General features: G+C 69.4%; 14 protein-coding genes. 12 read left to right on the forward strand and 2 right to left on the reverse strand.

Translation table 11 applies throughout. The annotated features are described in order from the left end of the window. Positions 1-2: 2 nt before the first annotated feature. The 7 genes from ffh (at position 3) to trmD (ending at position 5,909) form a co-directional block, all read left to right on the forward strand. Positions 3-1,577, forward strand: coding sequence for a signal recognition particle protein (gene ffh, locus NX1_RS28140; RefSeq protein WP_068065750.1), 1,575 nt, complete (start codon positions 3-5; stop codon positions 1,575-1,577). 283 nt (positions 1,578-1,860) lie between these two features. After that, positions 1,861-2,955: an amidohydrolase family protein gene (locus tag NX1_RS28145; RefSeq protein WP_068065753.1), complete on the forward strand. Its 1,095-nt coding sequence runs from the start codon at positions 1,861-1,863 to the stop codon at positions 2,953-2,955. Between the two features lie 92 nt (positions 2,956-3,047). After that, on the forward strand, positions 3,048-3,602 hold the full coding sequence (locus NX1_RS28150) for a dihydrofolate reductase family protein (protein ID WP_068065756.1): 555 nt from the start codon (positions 3,048-3,050) through the stop codon (positions 3,600-3,602). A gap of 280 nt (positions 3,603-3,882) precedes the next feature. After that, positions 3,883-4,314 (forward strand): 30S ribosomal protein S16, encoded by a 432-nt coding sequence (rpsP, locus tag NX1_RS28155; protein ID WP_067782140.1) that lies wholly within the window; start codon positions 3,883-3,885, stop codon positions 4,312-4,314. 82 nt (positions 4,315-4,396) lie between these two features. Next, on the forward strand, positions 4,397-4,639 hold the full coding sequence (locus NX1_RS28160) for an RNA-binding protein (RefSeq protein ID WP_067782143.1): 243 nt from the start codon (positions 4,397-4,399) through the stop codon (positions 4,637-4,639). Further along, positions 4,640-5,164 carry a ribosome maturation factor RimM gene (gene rimM / locus NX1_RS28165; RefSeq protein ID WP_068065758.1) on the forward strand — a complete coding sequence of 175 codons (525 nt, stop codon included), beginning with the start codon at positions 4,640-4,642 and terminating at the stop codon, positions 5,162-5,164. It abuts the gene before it with no gap. A 61-nt stretch (positions 5,165-5,225) separates the two neighbouring features. Beyond that, positions 5,226-5,909 (forward strand): tRNA (guanosine(37)-N1)-methyltransferase TrmD, encoded by a 684-nt coding sequence (trmD, locus tag NX1_RS28170; protein WP_068065761.1) that lies wholly within the window; start codon positions 5,226-5,228, stop codon positions 5,907-5,909. Between the two features lie 88 nt (positions 5,910-5,997). On the opposite strand, the gene NX1_RS28175 is transcribed toward trmD, so the two are convergent. After that, positions 5,998-6,366 carry a VOC family protein gene (locus NX1_RS28175; protein WP_068065763.1) on the reverse strand — a complete coding sequence of 123 codons (369 nt, stop codon included), beginning with the start codon at positions 6,364-6,366 and terminating at the stop codon, positions 5,998-6,000. Between the two features lie 113 nt (positions 6,367-6,479). Continuing rightward, positions 6,480-7,379 (reverse strand): helix-turn-helix transcriptional regulator, encoded by a 900-nt coding sequence (locus NX1_RS28180; protein WP_068065768.1) that lies wholly within the window; start codon positions 7,377-7,379, stop codon positions 6,480-6,482. A gap of 47 nt (positions 7,380-7,426) precedes the next feature. On the opposite strand from NX1_RS28180, the gene NX1_RS28185 reads away from it, so the two are divergent. From NX1_RS28185 to rplS, 5 genes are all read left to right on the forward strand, one after another. Beyond that, positions 7,427-9,070, forward strand: a complete 1,644-nt coding sequence (locus NX1_RS28185; RefSeq protein ID WP_068065771.1) for an AMP-binding protein — start codon at positions 7,427-7,429, stop codon at positions 9,068-9,070. After that, positions 9,067-10,728, forward strand: a complete 1,662-nt coding sequence (locus NX1_RS28190; RefSeq protein WP_068065774.1) for an AMP-binding protein — start codon at positions 9,067-9,069, stop codon at positions 10,726-10,728. The genes NX1_RS28185 and NX1_RS28190 overlap by 4 nt, the downstream gene beginning before the upstream one ends. Before the next feature lie 223 nt (positions 10,729-10,951). Further along, the gene (locus NX1_RS28195) at positions 10,952-13,291 is read left to right on the forward strand and encodes a Tex family protein (protein ID WP_068065859.1); all 2,340 of its coding nucleotides are present in this window, start codon (positions 10,952-10,954) and stop codon (positions 13,289-13,291) included. A 33-nt stretch (positions 13,292-13,324) separates the two neighbouring features. After that, positions 13,325-14,209 carry a hypothetical protein gene (locus NX1_RS28200; RefSeq protein ID WP_068065777.1) on the forward strand — a complete coding sequence of 295 codons (885 nt, stop codon included), beginning with the start codon at positions 13,325-13,327 and terminating at the stop codon, positions 14,207-14,209. 251 nt (positions 14,210-14,460) lie between these two features. Next, positions 14,461-14,802, forward strand: a complete 342-nt coding sequence (gene rplS, locus NX1_RS28205; protein WP_011210681.1) for a 50S ribosomal protein L19 — start codon at positions 14,461-14,463, stop codon at positions 14,800-14,802. Positions 14,803-14,816: the final 14 nt, after the last annotated feature.

Consider the following 14,816-nt stretch of genomic DNA (forward strand, 5'->3'; position numbering starts at 1 on the left):
CGGTGTTCGAATCCCTGTCCGACCGGCTAACCGGTGCCCTCAAGGATCTGCGTGGTAAGGGGCGTCTGTCACCGGCCGACATCGACGCCACCTGCCGCGAGATCCGCCTGGCGCTGCTCGAGGCCGACGTCGCGCTGCCCGTGGTTCGCGGTTTCATCGCCAAGATCAAGGAGCGCGCCAAGGGCGCCGAGGTCTCCGCGGCGCTGAATCCGGCCCAGCAGGTCGTCAAGATCGTCAACGAGGAACTGATCGGCATCCTCGGCGGCGAGACCAGGCGGCTGAACCTGGCCAAGAACCCGCCGACCGTGATCATGCTCGCCGGTCTGCAGGGTTCAGGTAAGACCACGCTGGCCGGCAAGCTCGCGAAATGGCTGAAGGGGCAAGGACATCAGCCGCTGCTGGTGGCCTGTGACCTGCAGCGCCCCGGCGCGGTCACCCAGCTGCAGGTGGTCGGCGAGCGCGCGGGCGCGCCGGTGTTCGCCCCGCATCCCGGCACCTCCGTCGGCGGTGGCGACAACCCGCTCGGCATCTCCGCCGCCGACCCGATCGAGGTCGCGCGCGCCGGTGTCGAAGAGGCGCGCGCCAAGCAGTACGACGTGGTCATCGTCGACACCGCTGGTCGCCTCGGCATCGACGAGGAACTGATGCGCCAGGCCGCAGGCATCCGCGACGCGGTGCAGCCGGACGAGACGCTGTTCGTGCTCGACGCGATGATCGGCCAGGACGCCGTCAACACGGCCGAGGCGTTCCGTGACGGCGTCGGGTTCACCGGCGTCGTGCTCACCAAGCTCGACGGCGACGCGCGCGGTGGCGCGGCCCTCTCGGTCCGCAACGTCACCGGCGAGCCGATCATGTTCGCCTCCAGCGGCGAGAAGCTGGAGGACTTCGACGTCTTCCACCCCGACCGCATGGCGAGCCGCATCCTCGGCATGGGCGACGTGCTCACCCTGATCGAGCAGGCCGAGCAGGTCTACGACGCGCAGCAGGCCGAGGAGGCCGCGCGCAAGATCGGCAGCGGCGAGCTCACCCTCGAGGACTTCCTCGAGCAGATGCTGGCAATCCGCAAGATGGGCCCGATCGGCAACCTGCTCGGCATGCTGCCCGGCGCGGGCCAGATGAAGGACGTGCTCGCCCAGGTCGACGACAAGCAGCTGGACCGGGTGCAGGCCATCATCCGCGGCATGACCCCGGCCGAGCGGGACAACCCGAAGATCATCAACGCCTCCCGCCGCCTGCGCATCGCCAACGGCTCGGGCGTCTCGGTCTCCGAGGTCAACCAGCTCGTCGACCGCTTCTTCGACGCCAAGAAGATGATGGCCATGATGGGCCGCCAGATGGGTCTGCCCGGCGCGCGGCGCGGCGGCGGCAAGAAGGGCAAGAAAGGCAAGAAGGGCGGACGCGGTCCGACTCAGCCGAAGATGCGCGGCGGAATGCCGGGGATGCCCGGAATGCCCGGCATGCCGCCTGGGATGCCCGCCGGTATGCCCGACCTTTCGAACATGCCCGCCGGTCTCAACGAATTGCCGCCCGGTCTCGAAGGTTTCGACATTTCCAAGCTCAAGTTCCCGAAGAAGTAGGGCACTGTCTCGCCGGTCGGCGCGCGCGGCGGTCTCCGCCTCGCGCGCGGCGGGCCGCGCGTGGCGGCGAGAGAGCCGTTGCGTGCGGCGCGGCGGGGCAGACCGGGACGATCGCCACTGGCTCGCGTCCCCTGGGGCTTGTCCGATGGGTGCCACGGTAGAGATCAGCCCAAGTGCCCATCGTCAGCGCTCGACCTGTACGAACGCGAGCTGTCGGGCGGTGGGTGAGCGCGGTCGAGGCCGGGTAGGTTGTGCGGCAGACGAGCACGTCCAGGAGGTTGCTGTGCATCTACGCGGGGTGGTTCTGCCGGACGACGGGGTGCGCGATCTCTGGGTGCGCGACGGCCTGGTGTCCTTCGAACCAGTGCCCGGCGCCGAAACCCTCTGCGCCACAGGGTGGATCGTGCCGGGGCTGGTGGACGCGCACTGTCATGTCGGCATCCGCTACGGCGGCGGCCACGAGACCCGCGATGGCGCGATCGCCCAGGCGGTGACCGAACGCGACGCCGGTGCGCTGCTGCTGCGCGACGCCGGATCGCCGATCGACACCCACTTCATCGACGAGCACGACGAGCTGCCGAAGATCATCCGGGCGGGCAGGCACATCGCGCGGCCCAAGCGCTACATCCGCGAGCTCGGCATCGAACTCGACGACGAACGCGACCTTCCGGAGATCGTGGCCGAGCAGGCGCGGTTCGGGGAGGGCTGGGTGAAGATCGTCGGCGACTGGATCGACCGCTCCGTCGGCGACCTGCGCCCGCTGTGGAGCGACGCCGTCCTGAAGGAGGCCATCGACGCCGCGCACGCCAACGGCGCCAGGGTCACCGCGCACGTGTTCGGCGAGGACGCCCTGCCCGGCCTGATCGACGCGGGCATCGACTGCCTCGAACACGGCACCGGCCTCACCGACGAGACCATCGAGATGATGGTCGAGCACGGCACCGCGCTGGTCCCGACCCTGATCAATATCGACACCTTCCCGTCCATCGCAGACGGTGCGGGCAAATTCCCCGTCTACGCCGCCCACATGCGCGACCTGCACCGCCGCGTGCGCCGCACGGTCGCCGACGCGCACGACGCGGGCGTGCCCATCTACACCGGCACCGACGCGGGCGGCTCCATCCGGCACGGCCGCATCGCCGACGAGATCGCGGCGCTCACCGGCGCAGGCTTCTCCCCACACGACGCCCTCGGCGCCGCATCCTGGGACGCGCGCACCTGGCTCGGCCGCCCCGGTATCGAGCACGGCGCCCCCGCCGACTTCGTCGTCTACCGCGACGACCCACGCACCGAACCCGCGACCCTCAGCACCCCCGAATACGTCGTCCTACGCGGCCGCCTCCACCGCTCCGCGGGCCCCATCACCGCCCACCGCTGACCACGATCCACGCCGGTTCGCCGGACCGATGAATCGGAGGCCGTCGCGCCGTCGGTAGTCGAGACAGACTTTTCGTACTAGGAGGTCGGCGCATGCGGGATCTGGTGGTGACGGAGAACGTCACGCTGGACGGGGTGATCGATGCGACGGAGGGGTGGTTCACGGTCGGTGGCGACGCGGTGGACGATCAATCCGACATTCTGGACGAGCTGATGGTGCACACCGCGGCGTGCGACGCGGTGCTGTTCGGGCGCGTCACCTTCGAGGACATGCGCGGGTACTGGCCGGAGCAGACCGACGATCGGACCGGCATCACCGACGACCTGAACCGGATGGCGAAATACGTGGTGTCGCGTTCGATGGACGACCCCGGATGGCAGAACTCGACCGTGCTGCGCGGCCTCGACGAGGTGCGCGCGCTGAAGGAACTGCCGGGGAAGGACATCGTCTGCACCGGAAGCATCGACCTGGTGCACCAGCTGATCGAGGCCGGGCTCATCGACGAGTATCGGTTGTTCGTCTACCCGGTCGTGCTCGGTCGCGGCGCCCGGCTCTTCACCGAAGGCGCGAGAGTTCCCGCGCTGCGACTGGTCGAGAGCAAACCGTTCCGCTCCGGCGTGGTGCTGCTGCGCTATCGCCACACCTGACCAGCGGCGAACCGGTTACTGCGGCGGGAATGGGAAACGTTGCCTTCGGGCCGGGTCTCGGCGGGGCCGCCGCATCGCCCAGGTGACCGAGGTCGTGAGGCGATTTCGGGCGGGGCGGTCCGGTCTGGCAGAATGGACCACCGTCCTTCCGGACAGTGTCAGCCCGTCTCCGGTTACGTACCGCGCGGCGGTCACACACTTCAAGCGCGAAACCGGGCTCGCAGACCGTGCGGGTCGCTGAATCGCGCCGTGACCAACTACCTGAAAGAGGCAGATCAGCATGGCTGTTCGCATCAAGCTCACCCGCATGGGCAAGATCCGCAACCCGCAGTACCGCGTCGTCGTCGCGGACGCCCGCACCCGTCGTGACGGCCGGGCCATCGAGTCCATCGGCAAGTACCACCCGAAGGAAGAGCCGTCGCTGATCGAGATCGACTCGGAGCGCGTGCAGTACTGGCTGGGTGTCGGCGCGCAGCCGACCGAGCCGGTGCAGCGCCTCCTGGAGATCACGGGTGACTGGCAGAAGTTCAAGGGCCTGCCGGGCGCCGAGGGCACGCTGAAGGTGAAGCCGGCCAAGCCGTCGAAGCTGGACCTGTTCAACGCCGCGCTGGCCGCCGCCGAGAACGAGCCGGTCGCCGAGGCCGTCACCCCGAAGAAGAAGGCCAAGAAGGAAGAGGCCGAGGGCGAGGCCGCTACCGAGGCTGCCGAGTAATCGTGAGCGAGCGCAGCGAGCGAACCATCGACACAGCGCGCACCGCGCTCGCCACGGAGCCGAGCGCTAGCGAGGTGGAATCGTGAGTGCGGTTGTGGCCGATGCCGTCGAGCACCTGGTGCGCGGCATCGTCGCCAATCCCGATGACGTCCGCGTCGAGCTGATCACCGGCCGCCGCGGGCGCACCGTCGAGGTGCACGTCCATCCCGAGGACCTGGGCAAGGTGATCGGCCGTGGCGGACGTACCGCGACCGCGCTGCGCACCCTCGTCGCCGGCATCGGCGGCCGTGGCATCCGGGTCGACGTGGTCGACACCGATCAGTAGATGGAACTCGTCGTAGGGCGGGTCGCCAAGTCGCACGGCGTGCGCGGCGAACTCGTCGTCGAGATCCGCACCGACGAACCCGACGAGCGTTTCGCGGCGGGCGCCACCTTGCGTGGCCGCCTGCCGCGCTCGACCGAGGTTCGCGACTTCACCGTGGAGTCGGCCCGCGAGCACTCGGGCCGGCTCCTCGTGTTTCTCGCCGGGATCACCGACCGCACCGCCGCCGACGCGCTGCGCGGGACGCTGTTCCTGGTGGACAGCGAAGACCTGCCGCCCTCGGACGATCCGGACGAGTACTACGACCACGAACTCGAAGGGCTCACCGTCGAGCTCACCGACGGCGCGGTCGTCGGGACGGTCACCGAGGTGCTGCATTCGGCTGCGGGAGAACTGCTTTCGGTGCGCGCCGCCGACGACGGGCGGGAGATCCTGATCCCGTTCGTCACCGCGATCGTGCCCACCGTGTCGGTCGCCGACGGGCTGGTGGTCATCGATCCGCCCGAGGGCCTGCTCGATCCCGAGTGATGGGCACGCCACGCGCTGTCGCGACCGGGCGCGGACAACTCGGTGGAACGAAGGGGCTGGGATGAGGCTCGACGTCGTCACGATCTTTCCGGAGTACCTGGAGCCGCTGCGGACGGCGCTGCTCGGCAAGGCCATCGACAAGGGATTGATCTCCGTCGACGTGCACGACCTGCGGCGCTGGACCCACGACGTGCACAAGTCGGTCGACGATTCGCCGTACGGCGGCGGCCCCGGCATGGTCATGAAGCCGACCGTGTGGGGCGACGCGTTGGACGAGGTGTGTCCCGACGACGCGCTGCTCGTGGTACCGACGCCGGCGGGCGTGCCGTTCACCCAGGCCACCGCCCAGCGCTGGGCGAACGAACAGCACCTGGTCTTCGCCTGCGGCCGCTACGAGGGCATCGACCAGCGCGTGTTCGACGACGCCGCGCGCCGGGTGCGCGTCGAAGAGGTGAGCATCGGCGACTACGTCCTCATCGGAGGTGAGGCCGCGGTGCTGGTGATGACCGAGGCAGTGGTGCGGCTGCTGCCAGGAGTGCTGGGCAATCAGCAGTCCCACCAAGAGGATTCGTTCTCCGACGGTCTGCTCGAAGGACCTTCCTACACCCGTCCCGTCAGCTGGCGCGGTCTGGACGTGCCGCCGATCCTGCTCTCCGGCGACCATGCGAAGGTCGCAGCCTGGCGCCGCGAACAAGCCCTCGCGCGCACCCGCGAACGTCGCCCGGACCTGCTGCCGCCGGATTGAGGCGCCGCCCGGTCACTGCCGTGGCATCGTGCGATCGGTCGACGCACGATGCCACGGTTCCCGGGCATGGCGCAGCCGGTGCCGCGCGCTAGTCGGGCAACTGCGCCGTCGTGATGCAGAACGGATGACCCGCCGGGTCGAGCAGTACCCTCCACCGGTCGCCGGGTTGGGTCGGTGCGGGCACGGCGCCCAGTGCGAGGGCGCGCTGCTCGCACGCGTCGAGGTCGTCGTCGGCCGACAGGTCCAGGTGCACGATCGCGCTGCCAGGCCACACCGGCGGTTCGTAGTCGGCGATCCGCTGCGCGATGACCGCTAGACCGGACGGGATGCGGATCGCCGCGCTGCGGTCTTTGCTCCACAGCATGTGTCCGCCGAGCAGATCGAGGTAGAACCGCGCGAGCGCATCGGGGTCGGCGCAGTCCAGGGACAATCCCGCGATACGGAAAGGCTCTGTCACGCAAGGGAGTGTAGGGCCGACCACATCTCCGCGCCGATCCGGGAGGTCATCGAGCCGTTCCGCATTCCGTTGGCGGCCGGGCGAATTCGTCCCGCCGTCCAGAACGCCTGCGATCAGGGAAGCAAGCCGAGGCGGCGCGCGATCACCACGGCCTCGTGGCGGGTGTGCGCGTCGAGTTTGGTCATGGCGTTGCGCAGGTAGCTCTTGACCGTTTCCGCGCTGAGTGAAAGACGCTGCGCCACTTCCTGATTGGTGCAGCCGAGCGCGATCTCGGCCAGCACGTCCAGCTCTCTGCGGGACAGGCGCGGCGCGTCGGCGACGGGCCCGCCGGTGAGGGCGCGGCCGAGCCGGTCGCAAATTCCGTTCAGCCGCGTCCGCATTCGCTCGTCGCCTGCCGTGCGAGCCAAGCCGCGCAGTTCCGCGCCGATGTCGCGCAGTTCCTCGGCGAGGGCGGGCGCGGTGTCCGGCGTCGGGGCCGACATCTCGAGCAGTCGTAGTCGCCGGTCCACCTCGTCGCGGATCGCGATCTCGGTGGCCAGTCGCTTGCTCGCCTGCACCACCAGGTCGGCGGCGCGATCGCCGAGCGGGCTCGCCCCGCGGGTCGCGGCGTAGAGCACCGCGCGCGAGCGGTCGTCCACGATCACCGGCACGGCAAGCACCGCGCGAATTCCCTCGCCCGAGACCGGCGCGTCGTAGTGGTGGGTGATGGAGGCGGCGTTACGGTAGTCGGCCACCGACGCCGGCCTGCGCATATCCATCACCCGGCCGCCGAGGCCGGACTTGCGGAGCACGGTCAGTCCGCGCAGCCCGTTGGTCATCGTCCCGACGAACTCCGTGAGCAGCAGCGCGTCCTCGTGCACCTCGCCGCCGAAGACGACCGGCACGCCCGCCCGGTGCGCCACCCAGCGGATCTCGGCGCGCAGCGCGTCCGCGTCGCGCGGGCGCAGCAGGGGGCTGGTGGTCAAAGACTCACCCCTTTTCGGGGGTAGTGACGAACGTGATGCGACCCACATCCTATTGCACACGAGGGTGGCGTGGATCACCGATGAGGAGAGACGAGATGAGCACGGACCTGGAATCGCGGGTGCGCGAACTGCTGGAGTGTTACGACGGACCGGAGGCGTGCGCGGCGGAACTGCTGTGCGACCGCCATCCCGCGGACCGCGTCGCGTTCACGGTGGTCGAGGCGGATCTGAGGGCCACCGATCTCACCTACGGAGAACTGCGCGAGCGTTCGGCTCGGTTCGCCGCGGCGCTGGCCGGTCTCGGCGTCGGCCGAGGCGATCGCGTCGCCACGCTGATGGGCAAGTCGGCCGATCTGATCGTGGCGCTGCTGGGCATCTGGCGACGCGGCGCGGTGCACGTGCCGCTGTTCACCGCTTTCGCGCCGCCGGCCATCGCCTTCCGGCTGGCGGCGAGCAGGGCCGCGCTGGTCGTCGCGGACACCGACCAGGCCGCGAAGCTGGCGCCGAGCGACGACATTCCCGCCGACGCGCCGTGGCGGCTGATCGTCGCGGGCGGCCCCGAAGAGGTCGGTCCTGGCACGCTGCGCTTCGCCGATCTGCTCGACGCGTACGCCGCCGACGACCCGCGCGCGGCCGCCGTCTCGGTGGGCGGTGACGGACTGCTGGTCCAGCTGTTCACCAGCGGCACCACGGGGACGCCGAAGGGCGTGCCGATCCCGGTGCGCGCGCTGGCCTCCTTCCACGCGTATCAGGAGTTCGCGCTGGACGTCCGTCCCGACGACGTCTACTGGAACGCCGCCGATCCCGGCTGGGCGTACGGGCTGTACTACGCGATCCTGAGCCCGCTCGCCTCGGGAACCCGCAGCCTGATGTTGCACGCCGGGTTCTCCGCACCGCTCACCTGGCAGGTGCTCGAGCGGTTCGGGGTCACCAATTTCGCCGCCGCGCCCACCGTGTACCGGGCGCTGCGCGCCGACGACACCGCGCGGCCATCGGGTTTCGCGCTGCGCCGCGCCTCCTCCGCGGGTGAACCGCTCACCCCCGAGGTCGTGGCCTGGTCGGCCAGGAACCTGGGCGTCGCCGTCCGCGACCACTACGGGCAGACAGAGCACGGCATGGTCGTCTGCAACGCGTGGCACGACGAGATCGGCACCGACGCGCCACTCGGTTCGATGGGCAGGCAGCTGCCCGGCTGGACCTGCGCCGTGCTCGCCGAGGACGCCGACCGCGAGGCGGCGCCGGGCGAACTGGGCCGGGTAGCGATCGACACCGAACACAGTCCGCTGCTGTGGTTCCTCGGCTATCTCGACGCCCCCGAGCGCACCGCGCAGCGCTACACCGCCGACGGTCGCTGGTACCTCACCGGCGACGCCGGATCCCGCGACGCGGACGGCTTCTTCCACTTCTCGGCCCGCGACGACGACGTGATCATCATGGCGGGCTACCGCATCGGCCCGTTCGAGGTGGAGAGCGTGCTCGTGCTGCACGAACAGGTGGCGGAGGCCGCGGTGGTGGGTCTGCCGGACGAGCTGCGCGGTGAGGTGCTCGAAGCATTCGTGGTGCTGCGCAACGGATCCGCGGGCAGTGCTGAGCTGGCCGCCGAGCTACAGCAACTGGTCAAGGAGAAGTTCGCCGCGCACGCCTATCCGCGCCAGGTGCATTTCGTGACGAGCTTGCCCAAGACGCCCAGCGGCAAGGTTCAGCGTTTCGTGCTGCGGCAGCAGGGAGGCGCGCGATGACCCCCGCGCTGCCGAGCTACGCCTCGGGCACCTCGGACGCGCCGCTGCTCGGCGACACCATCGGCGCCAACCTGGACCGCACGGCGGCGGCGCATCCCGACCGGGAAGCGTTGGTGGACTTGCCGGCCGGCCGCCACTGGACCTATCGCGAGCTGGTCGAGGCCGTCGACGCGCTCGCGTCCGGCCTCGCCGCCTGCGGCCTCGGCAAGGGCGATCGCGTCGGCATCTGGGCGCCGAACTGCGCGGAGTGGTTCCTCGTCCAGTACGCCACCGCCAAACTGGGCGCGATCCTGGTCAACATCAATCCGGCCTACCGCACCAGCGAACTCGGGTATGTGCTTCGCCAGGCCGGGGTTCGGATGCTGATCGCCGCGCCGGAGTTCAAGACCTCGAACTATGTCGCGATGATCGAGGAGGTGCGGCCCGAATGCCCCGGCCTCGAGCAGGTTTTGATCCTCGGTGATCCGGCGTGGGTCGCGGCGGCGGACGCGCCGATCGACACCGAGCGGCTGGCCGCGATCGCGCCGACGCTTTCCGCCGACGATCCGATCAACATCCAGTACACCTCGGGTACGACGGGTTTCCCGAAGGGCGCGACCCTCAGCCACCACAACATCTTGAACAACGGGTATTTCGTGGGTGAGCTGTGCGGATACACGGAGCAGGACCGGATCTGCGTGCCGGTGCCGTTCTATCACTGCTTCGGCATGGTCATGGGCAATCTGGCCGCCACCAGTCACGGTGCGGCGGTGGTGATTCCGGCGCCGTCGTTCGATCCGTCCGCCACGCTCGCCGCGGTCGCGCAAGAGCGGTGCACCTCCCTCTACGGCGTGCCGACGATGTTCATCGCCGTGCTGGCCGAACTGGACTCGACGCTCGAGAAGACCGGAGCGACACCGGATCTGTCCAGTCTGCGCACCGGCATCATGGCGGGCTCGCCGTGTCCGGTCGAGGTGATGAAGCGGGTCATCGATCGGCTCGGCATGCACGAGGTGTGCATCTGTTACGGCATGACGGAGACCTCACCGGTGGCCACCCAGACCCGCCGCGACGACGACCTGGACCGCAGGACCGCGACCGTCGGCCGCGTCGGCCCGCACCTGGAGGTCAAGATCGTCGATCCGGCAACGGGTCTGACGGTTCCGCGCGGCGAACCCGGCGAACTGTGCACCCGCGGCTACTCGGTGATGCTCGGCTACTGGGACCAGCCGGACAAGACCGCCGAAGCCATCGACGCGGCCCGCTGGATGCACACCGGCGACGTCGGCGTCATGGACGCCGACGGCTACGTCGCCGTGACCGGACGGATCAAGGACATGGTCATCCGCGGCGGCGAGAACATCTACCCCCGCGAAATCGAGGAGTTCCTCTACACCCACCCCGACATTCTCGACGCCCAGGTGATCGGCGTCCCCGACGAGAAGTACGGCGAGGAGCTGATGGCCTGGATTCGCATGCGCGAGGGCGCGACTCCCCTCGACGCCGGAGCCCTGCGCGCCTTCTGCACCGGCAAACTCGCCCACTTCAAAATTCCCCGCTACGTCCACATCGTCGACGAATTCCCGATGACGGTGACAGGCAAGATCCGCAAGGCCGAAATGCGGGAAATGGCAAAGGAGCTCATAGCCCAACCTCGAGCATCCCAACGCGACAACTGATCTCGCACGGTCCGGGTAACTCACCGGGTACGCCCAAAACTCACCCCGCCCCCAACCGCCGGCCCGGCGCGAAACTCCCGACGCGCCCACAACCGGCCTTAAACTCGGAGAGGCGGAACAGCTAGGGTGGCTGGTCGTGACGACAGCGCCCGAGATCGCAAGTCCAGATCCGAACAGCACCGACACGACCGCCGCCGCACCGACCGGCGCCGCCCCGGCCAGCGTGGGCAGGCGGCTCGCCGACGAACTCGGGGTGCGCGAGAGCCAGGTCCGCGCCGCGGTCGAGCTGCTCGACGCGGGGTCGACCGTGCCGTTCATCGCGCGTTACCGCAAGGAAGTGACCGGCGGGCTGGACGACGCGCAGCTGCGCCAGCTCGACGAGCGGCTGTCCTACCTGCGCGAACTGGACGAGCGCCGGGGCGCGATCATCGAATCCATCCGTGGCCAGGGCAAACTCGACGACGCGCTGCTCGGTCAGCTGATGCTGGCCGAGACCAAGGCCCGCCTGGAGGACATCTACCTGCCGTACAAGCCGAAGCGGCGCACCAAGGCGCAGATCGCGCGCGAGGCGGGTCACGAGCCGGTGGCCGACGCGCTGATCGGCGATCCGTCCACCGATCCGGCCCAGTACACCGCCGAGCAGCTGGACGGCGCACGCGCGATCCTGGTCGAGCGGTTCGCCGAGGACGCGGATCTGGTAGGCGAGCTGCGCGAGCTGATGTGGAACCGCGGCCAGATCACCTCGAAGGTGCGTCCAGGCAAGGAGGAGGCGGGCGCGAAGTTCGCCGACTACTTCGAGTTCGACGAGCCGTTCCACAAGCTGCCCTCGCACCGCGTGCTCGCGCTGCTGCGCGGCGAGAAGGAGGACGTGCTCTCCCTGCACCTGGAGCCGGACGCGGAGGAGCCGGCTCCGGGGGAGCGCACCGTCTACGAAGGCCGGATCGCGGTGCGTTTCGGCATCGCCGACCGTGGCCGCCCCGCCGATTCCTGGTTGCTGGACACGGTGCGCTGGGCGTGGCGCACCAAGCTTCAGGTCAGCCTGGGCATCGACATCAGGATGCGGCTGCGCCAGGCCGCGGAGAAGGACGCGGTCGACGTGTTCGCCGCCAACCTGCGCGATCTGCTGCTCGCCGCGCCCGCGGGCACGCGGACCACGATGGGCCTCGACCCGGGCTACCGCACCGGGGTGAAGGTCGCTGTCGTGGACGCCACCGGCAAGGTCGTGGCCACCGAGGTGATCTACCCGCACAAGCCGCAGGGACAGACGGAGAAGTCGCTCGCCGTGCTCGGCGCGCTGGTCGCGCGGTTCGGCGTCGAGCTGATCGCGATCGGCAACGGCACCGCGTCGCGCGAGACCGATGCCCTTGCCGCCGAGCTGATCTCCCGCATCGCCGCATCGTCGGAAAACGGGGCGAACAAGCCGACCAAGATCGTGGTCTCGGAGGCGGGCGCCTCGGTGTACTCGGCCTCCGCTTACGCCTCCCAGGAACTGCCGGACATGGACGTGTCGCTGCGCGGCGCGGTGTCCATCGCGCGCCGCCTGCAGGATCCGCTCGCGGAGCTGGTGAAGATCGACCCGAAGTCCATCGGCGTCGGGCAGTACCAGCACGACGTCTCGGAGACGCTGCTGGCCCGTTCGCTCGGCGCGGTGGTCGAGGACGCGGTGAACGCGGTCGGCGTCGACGTCAACACCGCCTCGGTGCCGTTGCTCTCCCGAGTCTCGGGCATCGCGTCGTCGGTGGCGGAAAGCATTGTGGCGCATCGGGACCAGCACGGTCCGTTCCGCAGCCGCACCGCGCTGCTCGACGTGCCCCGGCTGGGTCCGAAGGCGTTCGAACAGTGCGCGGGCTTCCTGCGCATCCGCGACGGCGAGGACCCGCTGGACAGCTCAGCGGTGCACCCAGAGGCCTATCCGGTGGTCCGGCGCATCCTGGAGTCCACCGGCCGCGGAGTGACCGAGCTGATCGGCAACACCACGGCGTTGCGCGCGCTGCGTGCCGCGGAGTTCACCGACGAGAAGTTCGGCGTCCCGACCGTCACCGACATCATCAGCGAGCTCGAGAAGCCGGGCCGCGATCCGCGCCCCGAGTTCAAGACCGCCGAGTTCGCCGCCGGCGTCGAGAAGGTCGCCGACCTGAAGCCGGGCATGGTGCTCGAAGGCGTGGTCACCAATGTCGCCGCGTTCGGCGCGTTCGTCGACGTGGGCGTGCACCAGGACGGCCTGGTGCACGTCTCGGCCATGTCGCACACCTTCGTCAAGGATCCGCGCGAAGTCGTCAAGTCCGGTGACGTGGTGAAGGTGAAGGTGCTCGAGGTCGATGTCGCCCGTCAGCGCATCGGACTTTCGCTGCGCCTGGACGACGAGCCGGGCGCGCCCGCGAAGAACGAGCGCGGCGGGAATCGCGGCCAGGGCGGCGGACGGCAAGGTGAAGACGGCAAGCAGCGGCAGAATGGTCGGGGACGGCAGCAGCAAGGCCGCGGTCAAGGCAATCAGCGGCGCAATGCCCCCGCGCCGAGCGGTTCCATGGCCGACGCGCTGCGCCGGGCAGGTTTCGGACAGTAGGAGCCAGCGCGGGGCGGAGGGATGTAGGCGGCCATGCGACGGTGGCTCGAGGAAGACGTGATCGCGCACGGCCGCCTGCCTCTGCTGTTCTTCCTCTTCGGCTTCATCATCGGATTTCTGTTCATCCGGCTCAGCGTCCGGATGATCAGGGCCGAGGTGCGCTGGTGGCCGGGCAATCTGCGCGCCGGGTCGGTGCACGTCCACCACATGGTGTTCGGCGTGATCATGGTGCTCGGGTCCGGGCTCGGCTTGGTCGCCGTCTACGAAGACGGCAGCAGTGCCACCGGGGCCGCGCTGTCGGCGGCGTTCGGCGTCGGCGCCGCCCTGGTGCTCGACGAGTTCGCGCTGATCTACTACCTGCGCGACGTGTACTGGGAGGAGCAAGGCCGCACCTCGGTGGACGCGGTCTTCGTCGCGCTGGCCGTGACCGGGCTGCTGCTGCTCGGCTTCCATCCGCTGTCGTTGTTGGAGATCAACGACTTCCGCGACTCCATCGGCACCGCCGCGCGGATCGTGGCGATCATGTTCGCGTTCACGAACCTGACGCTCGCCGCGATCGTCATCGCCAAGGGCAAGATCTGGACCGGCCTGTTCGGCATGTTCTTCCCGCCGCTGCTCGTGGTCGGCGCGCTGCGACTGAGCAGGCCGGGCGCGCCGTGGGCGCGGTGGCGCTATGCCGATCGGGGGCGGCTGATGTCCCGGGCCATCGTGCGGGAGCGCCGGTATCGGAGGCCGGTCATCCGGGCCAAGATCTTCGTGCAGGACCTGGTCGCGGGTAAACCGAGTGTCGAGCACGTCCGCACCGCGACGGAGGCGGAGCTGGCCAGGACCGTGGTCGCGGCGCCGCCCGCGCCACACCGGGAGCACCACTACCATTTGCCGTGGACCGCGGCCGAGCACGCCGAGGAGCACTTTTGATCGGCGGGAGCGCCCACTAGCCAGGGTTCACCGGCCGGGCGGCCATTCGAGCCCGCAGGGCCTCGTTTCGGCCGGACGGGGACCCGATCCTTCGGGCCCGATTTTCGGCGAGGCCCGCTGGTCTGGCACAATGCACAGGTTGCCCTGGGTGCATGTCGACCCCGGGAGCATCCCTTAATTCGGAGCATGAACCGGTCGAGCACGCCGTGCCGCCAGGGTCCTCTGTTCGAGCGAACTCCAGAAGGATGGAAATGAACACCCTTGACTTCGTAGACGAAAAGTCGCTGCGCAGCGATGTCCCCGACTTCCGTCCGGGCGACACCCTCAACGTGCACGTGAAGGTCATCGAAGGCTCGAAGGAGCGCATCCAGGTCTTCAAGGGCGTCGTGATCCGTCGCCAGGGCGGTGGCATCCGCGAGACCTTCACCGTCCGCAAGGTGTCGTTCGGTGTTGGCGTCGAGCGGACCTTCCCGGTGCACAGCCCCAACATCGACCACATCGACGTCGTGACCCGCGGTGACGTCCGCCGGGCGAAGCTGTACTACCTGCGCGACCTGCGCGGTAAGGCTGCCAAGATCAAGGAGAAGCGCTGAGCGCTTCGCCGTGA

This window comes from Nocardia xishanensis NBRC 101358 (assembly GCF_001613365.1).
GTDB lineage: Bacteria > Actinomycetota > Actinomycetes > Mycobacteriales > Mycobacteriaceae > Nocardia > Nocardia xishanensis.

Bases quoted from the DNA above. Each gene is read 5' to 3' on its own strand.
- NX1_RS28190 (WP_068065774.1), top strand. From the start codon at position 9,067: ATGACCCCCGCGCTGCCGAGCTACGCCTCGGGCACCTCGGACGCGCCG.
- rpsP (WP_067782140.1), top strand. From the start codon at position 3,883: ATGGCTGTTCGCATCAAGCTCACCCGCATGGGCAAGATCCGCAACCCG.
- trmD (WP_068065761.1), top strand. From the start codon at position 5,226: ATGAGGCTCGACGTCGTCACGATCTTTCCGGAGTACCTGGAGCCGCTG.
- rimM (WP_068065758.1), top strand. From the start codon at position 4,640: ATGGAACTCGTCGTAGGGCGGGTCGCCAAGTCGCACGGCGTGCGCGGC.
- rplS (WP_011210681.1), top strand. From the start codon at position 14,461: ATGAACACCCTTGACTTCGTAGACGAAAAGTCGCTGCGCAGCGATGTC.
- NX1_RS28180 (WP_068065768.1), bottom strand. From the start codon at position 7,379: ATGTGGGTCGCATCACGTTCGTCACTACCCCCGAAAAGGGGTGAGTCT.
- NX1_RS28200 (WP_068065777.1), top strand. From the start codon at position 13,325: ATGCGACGGTGGCTCGAGGAAGACGTGATCGCGCACGGCCGCCTGCCT.
- NX1_RS28185 (WP_068065771.1), top strand. From the start codon at position 7,427: ATGAGCACGGACCTGGAATCGCGGGTGCGCGAACTGCTGGAGTGTTAC.
- NX1_RS28150 (WP_068065756.1), top strand. From the start codon at position 3,048: ATGCGGGATCTGGTGGTGACGGAGAACGTCACGCTGGACGGGGTGATC.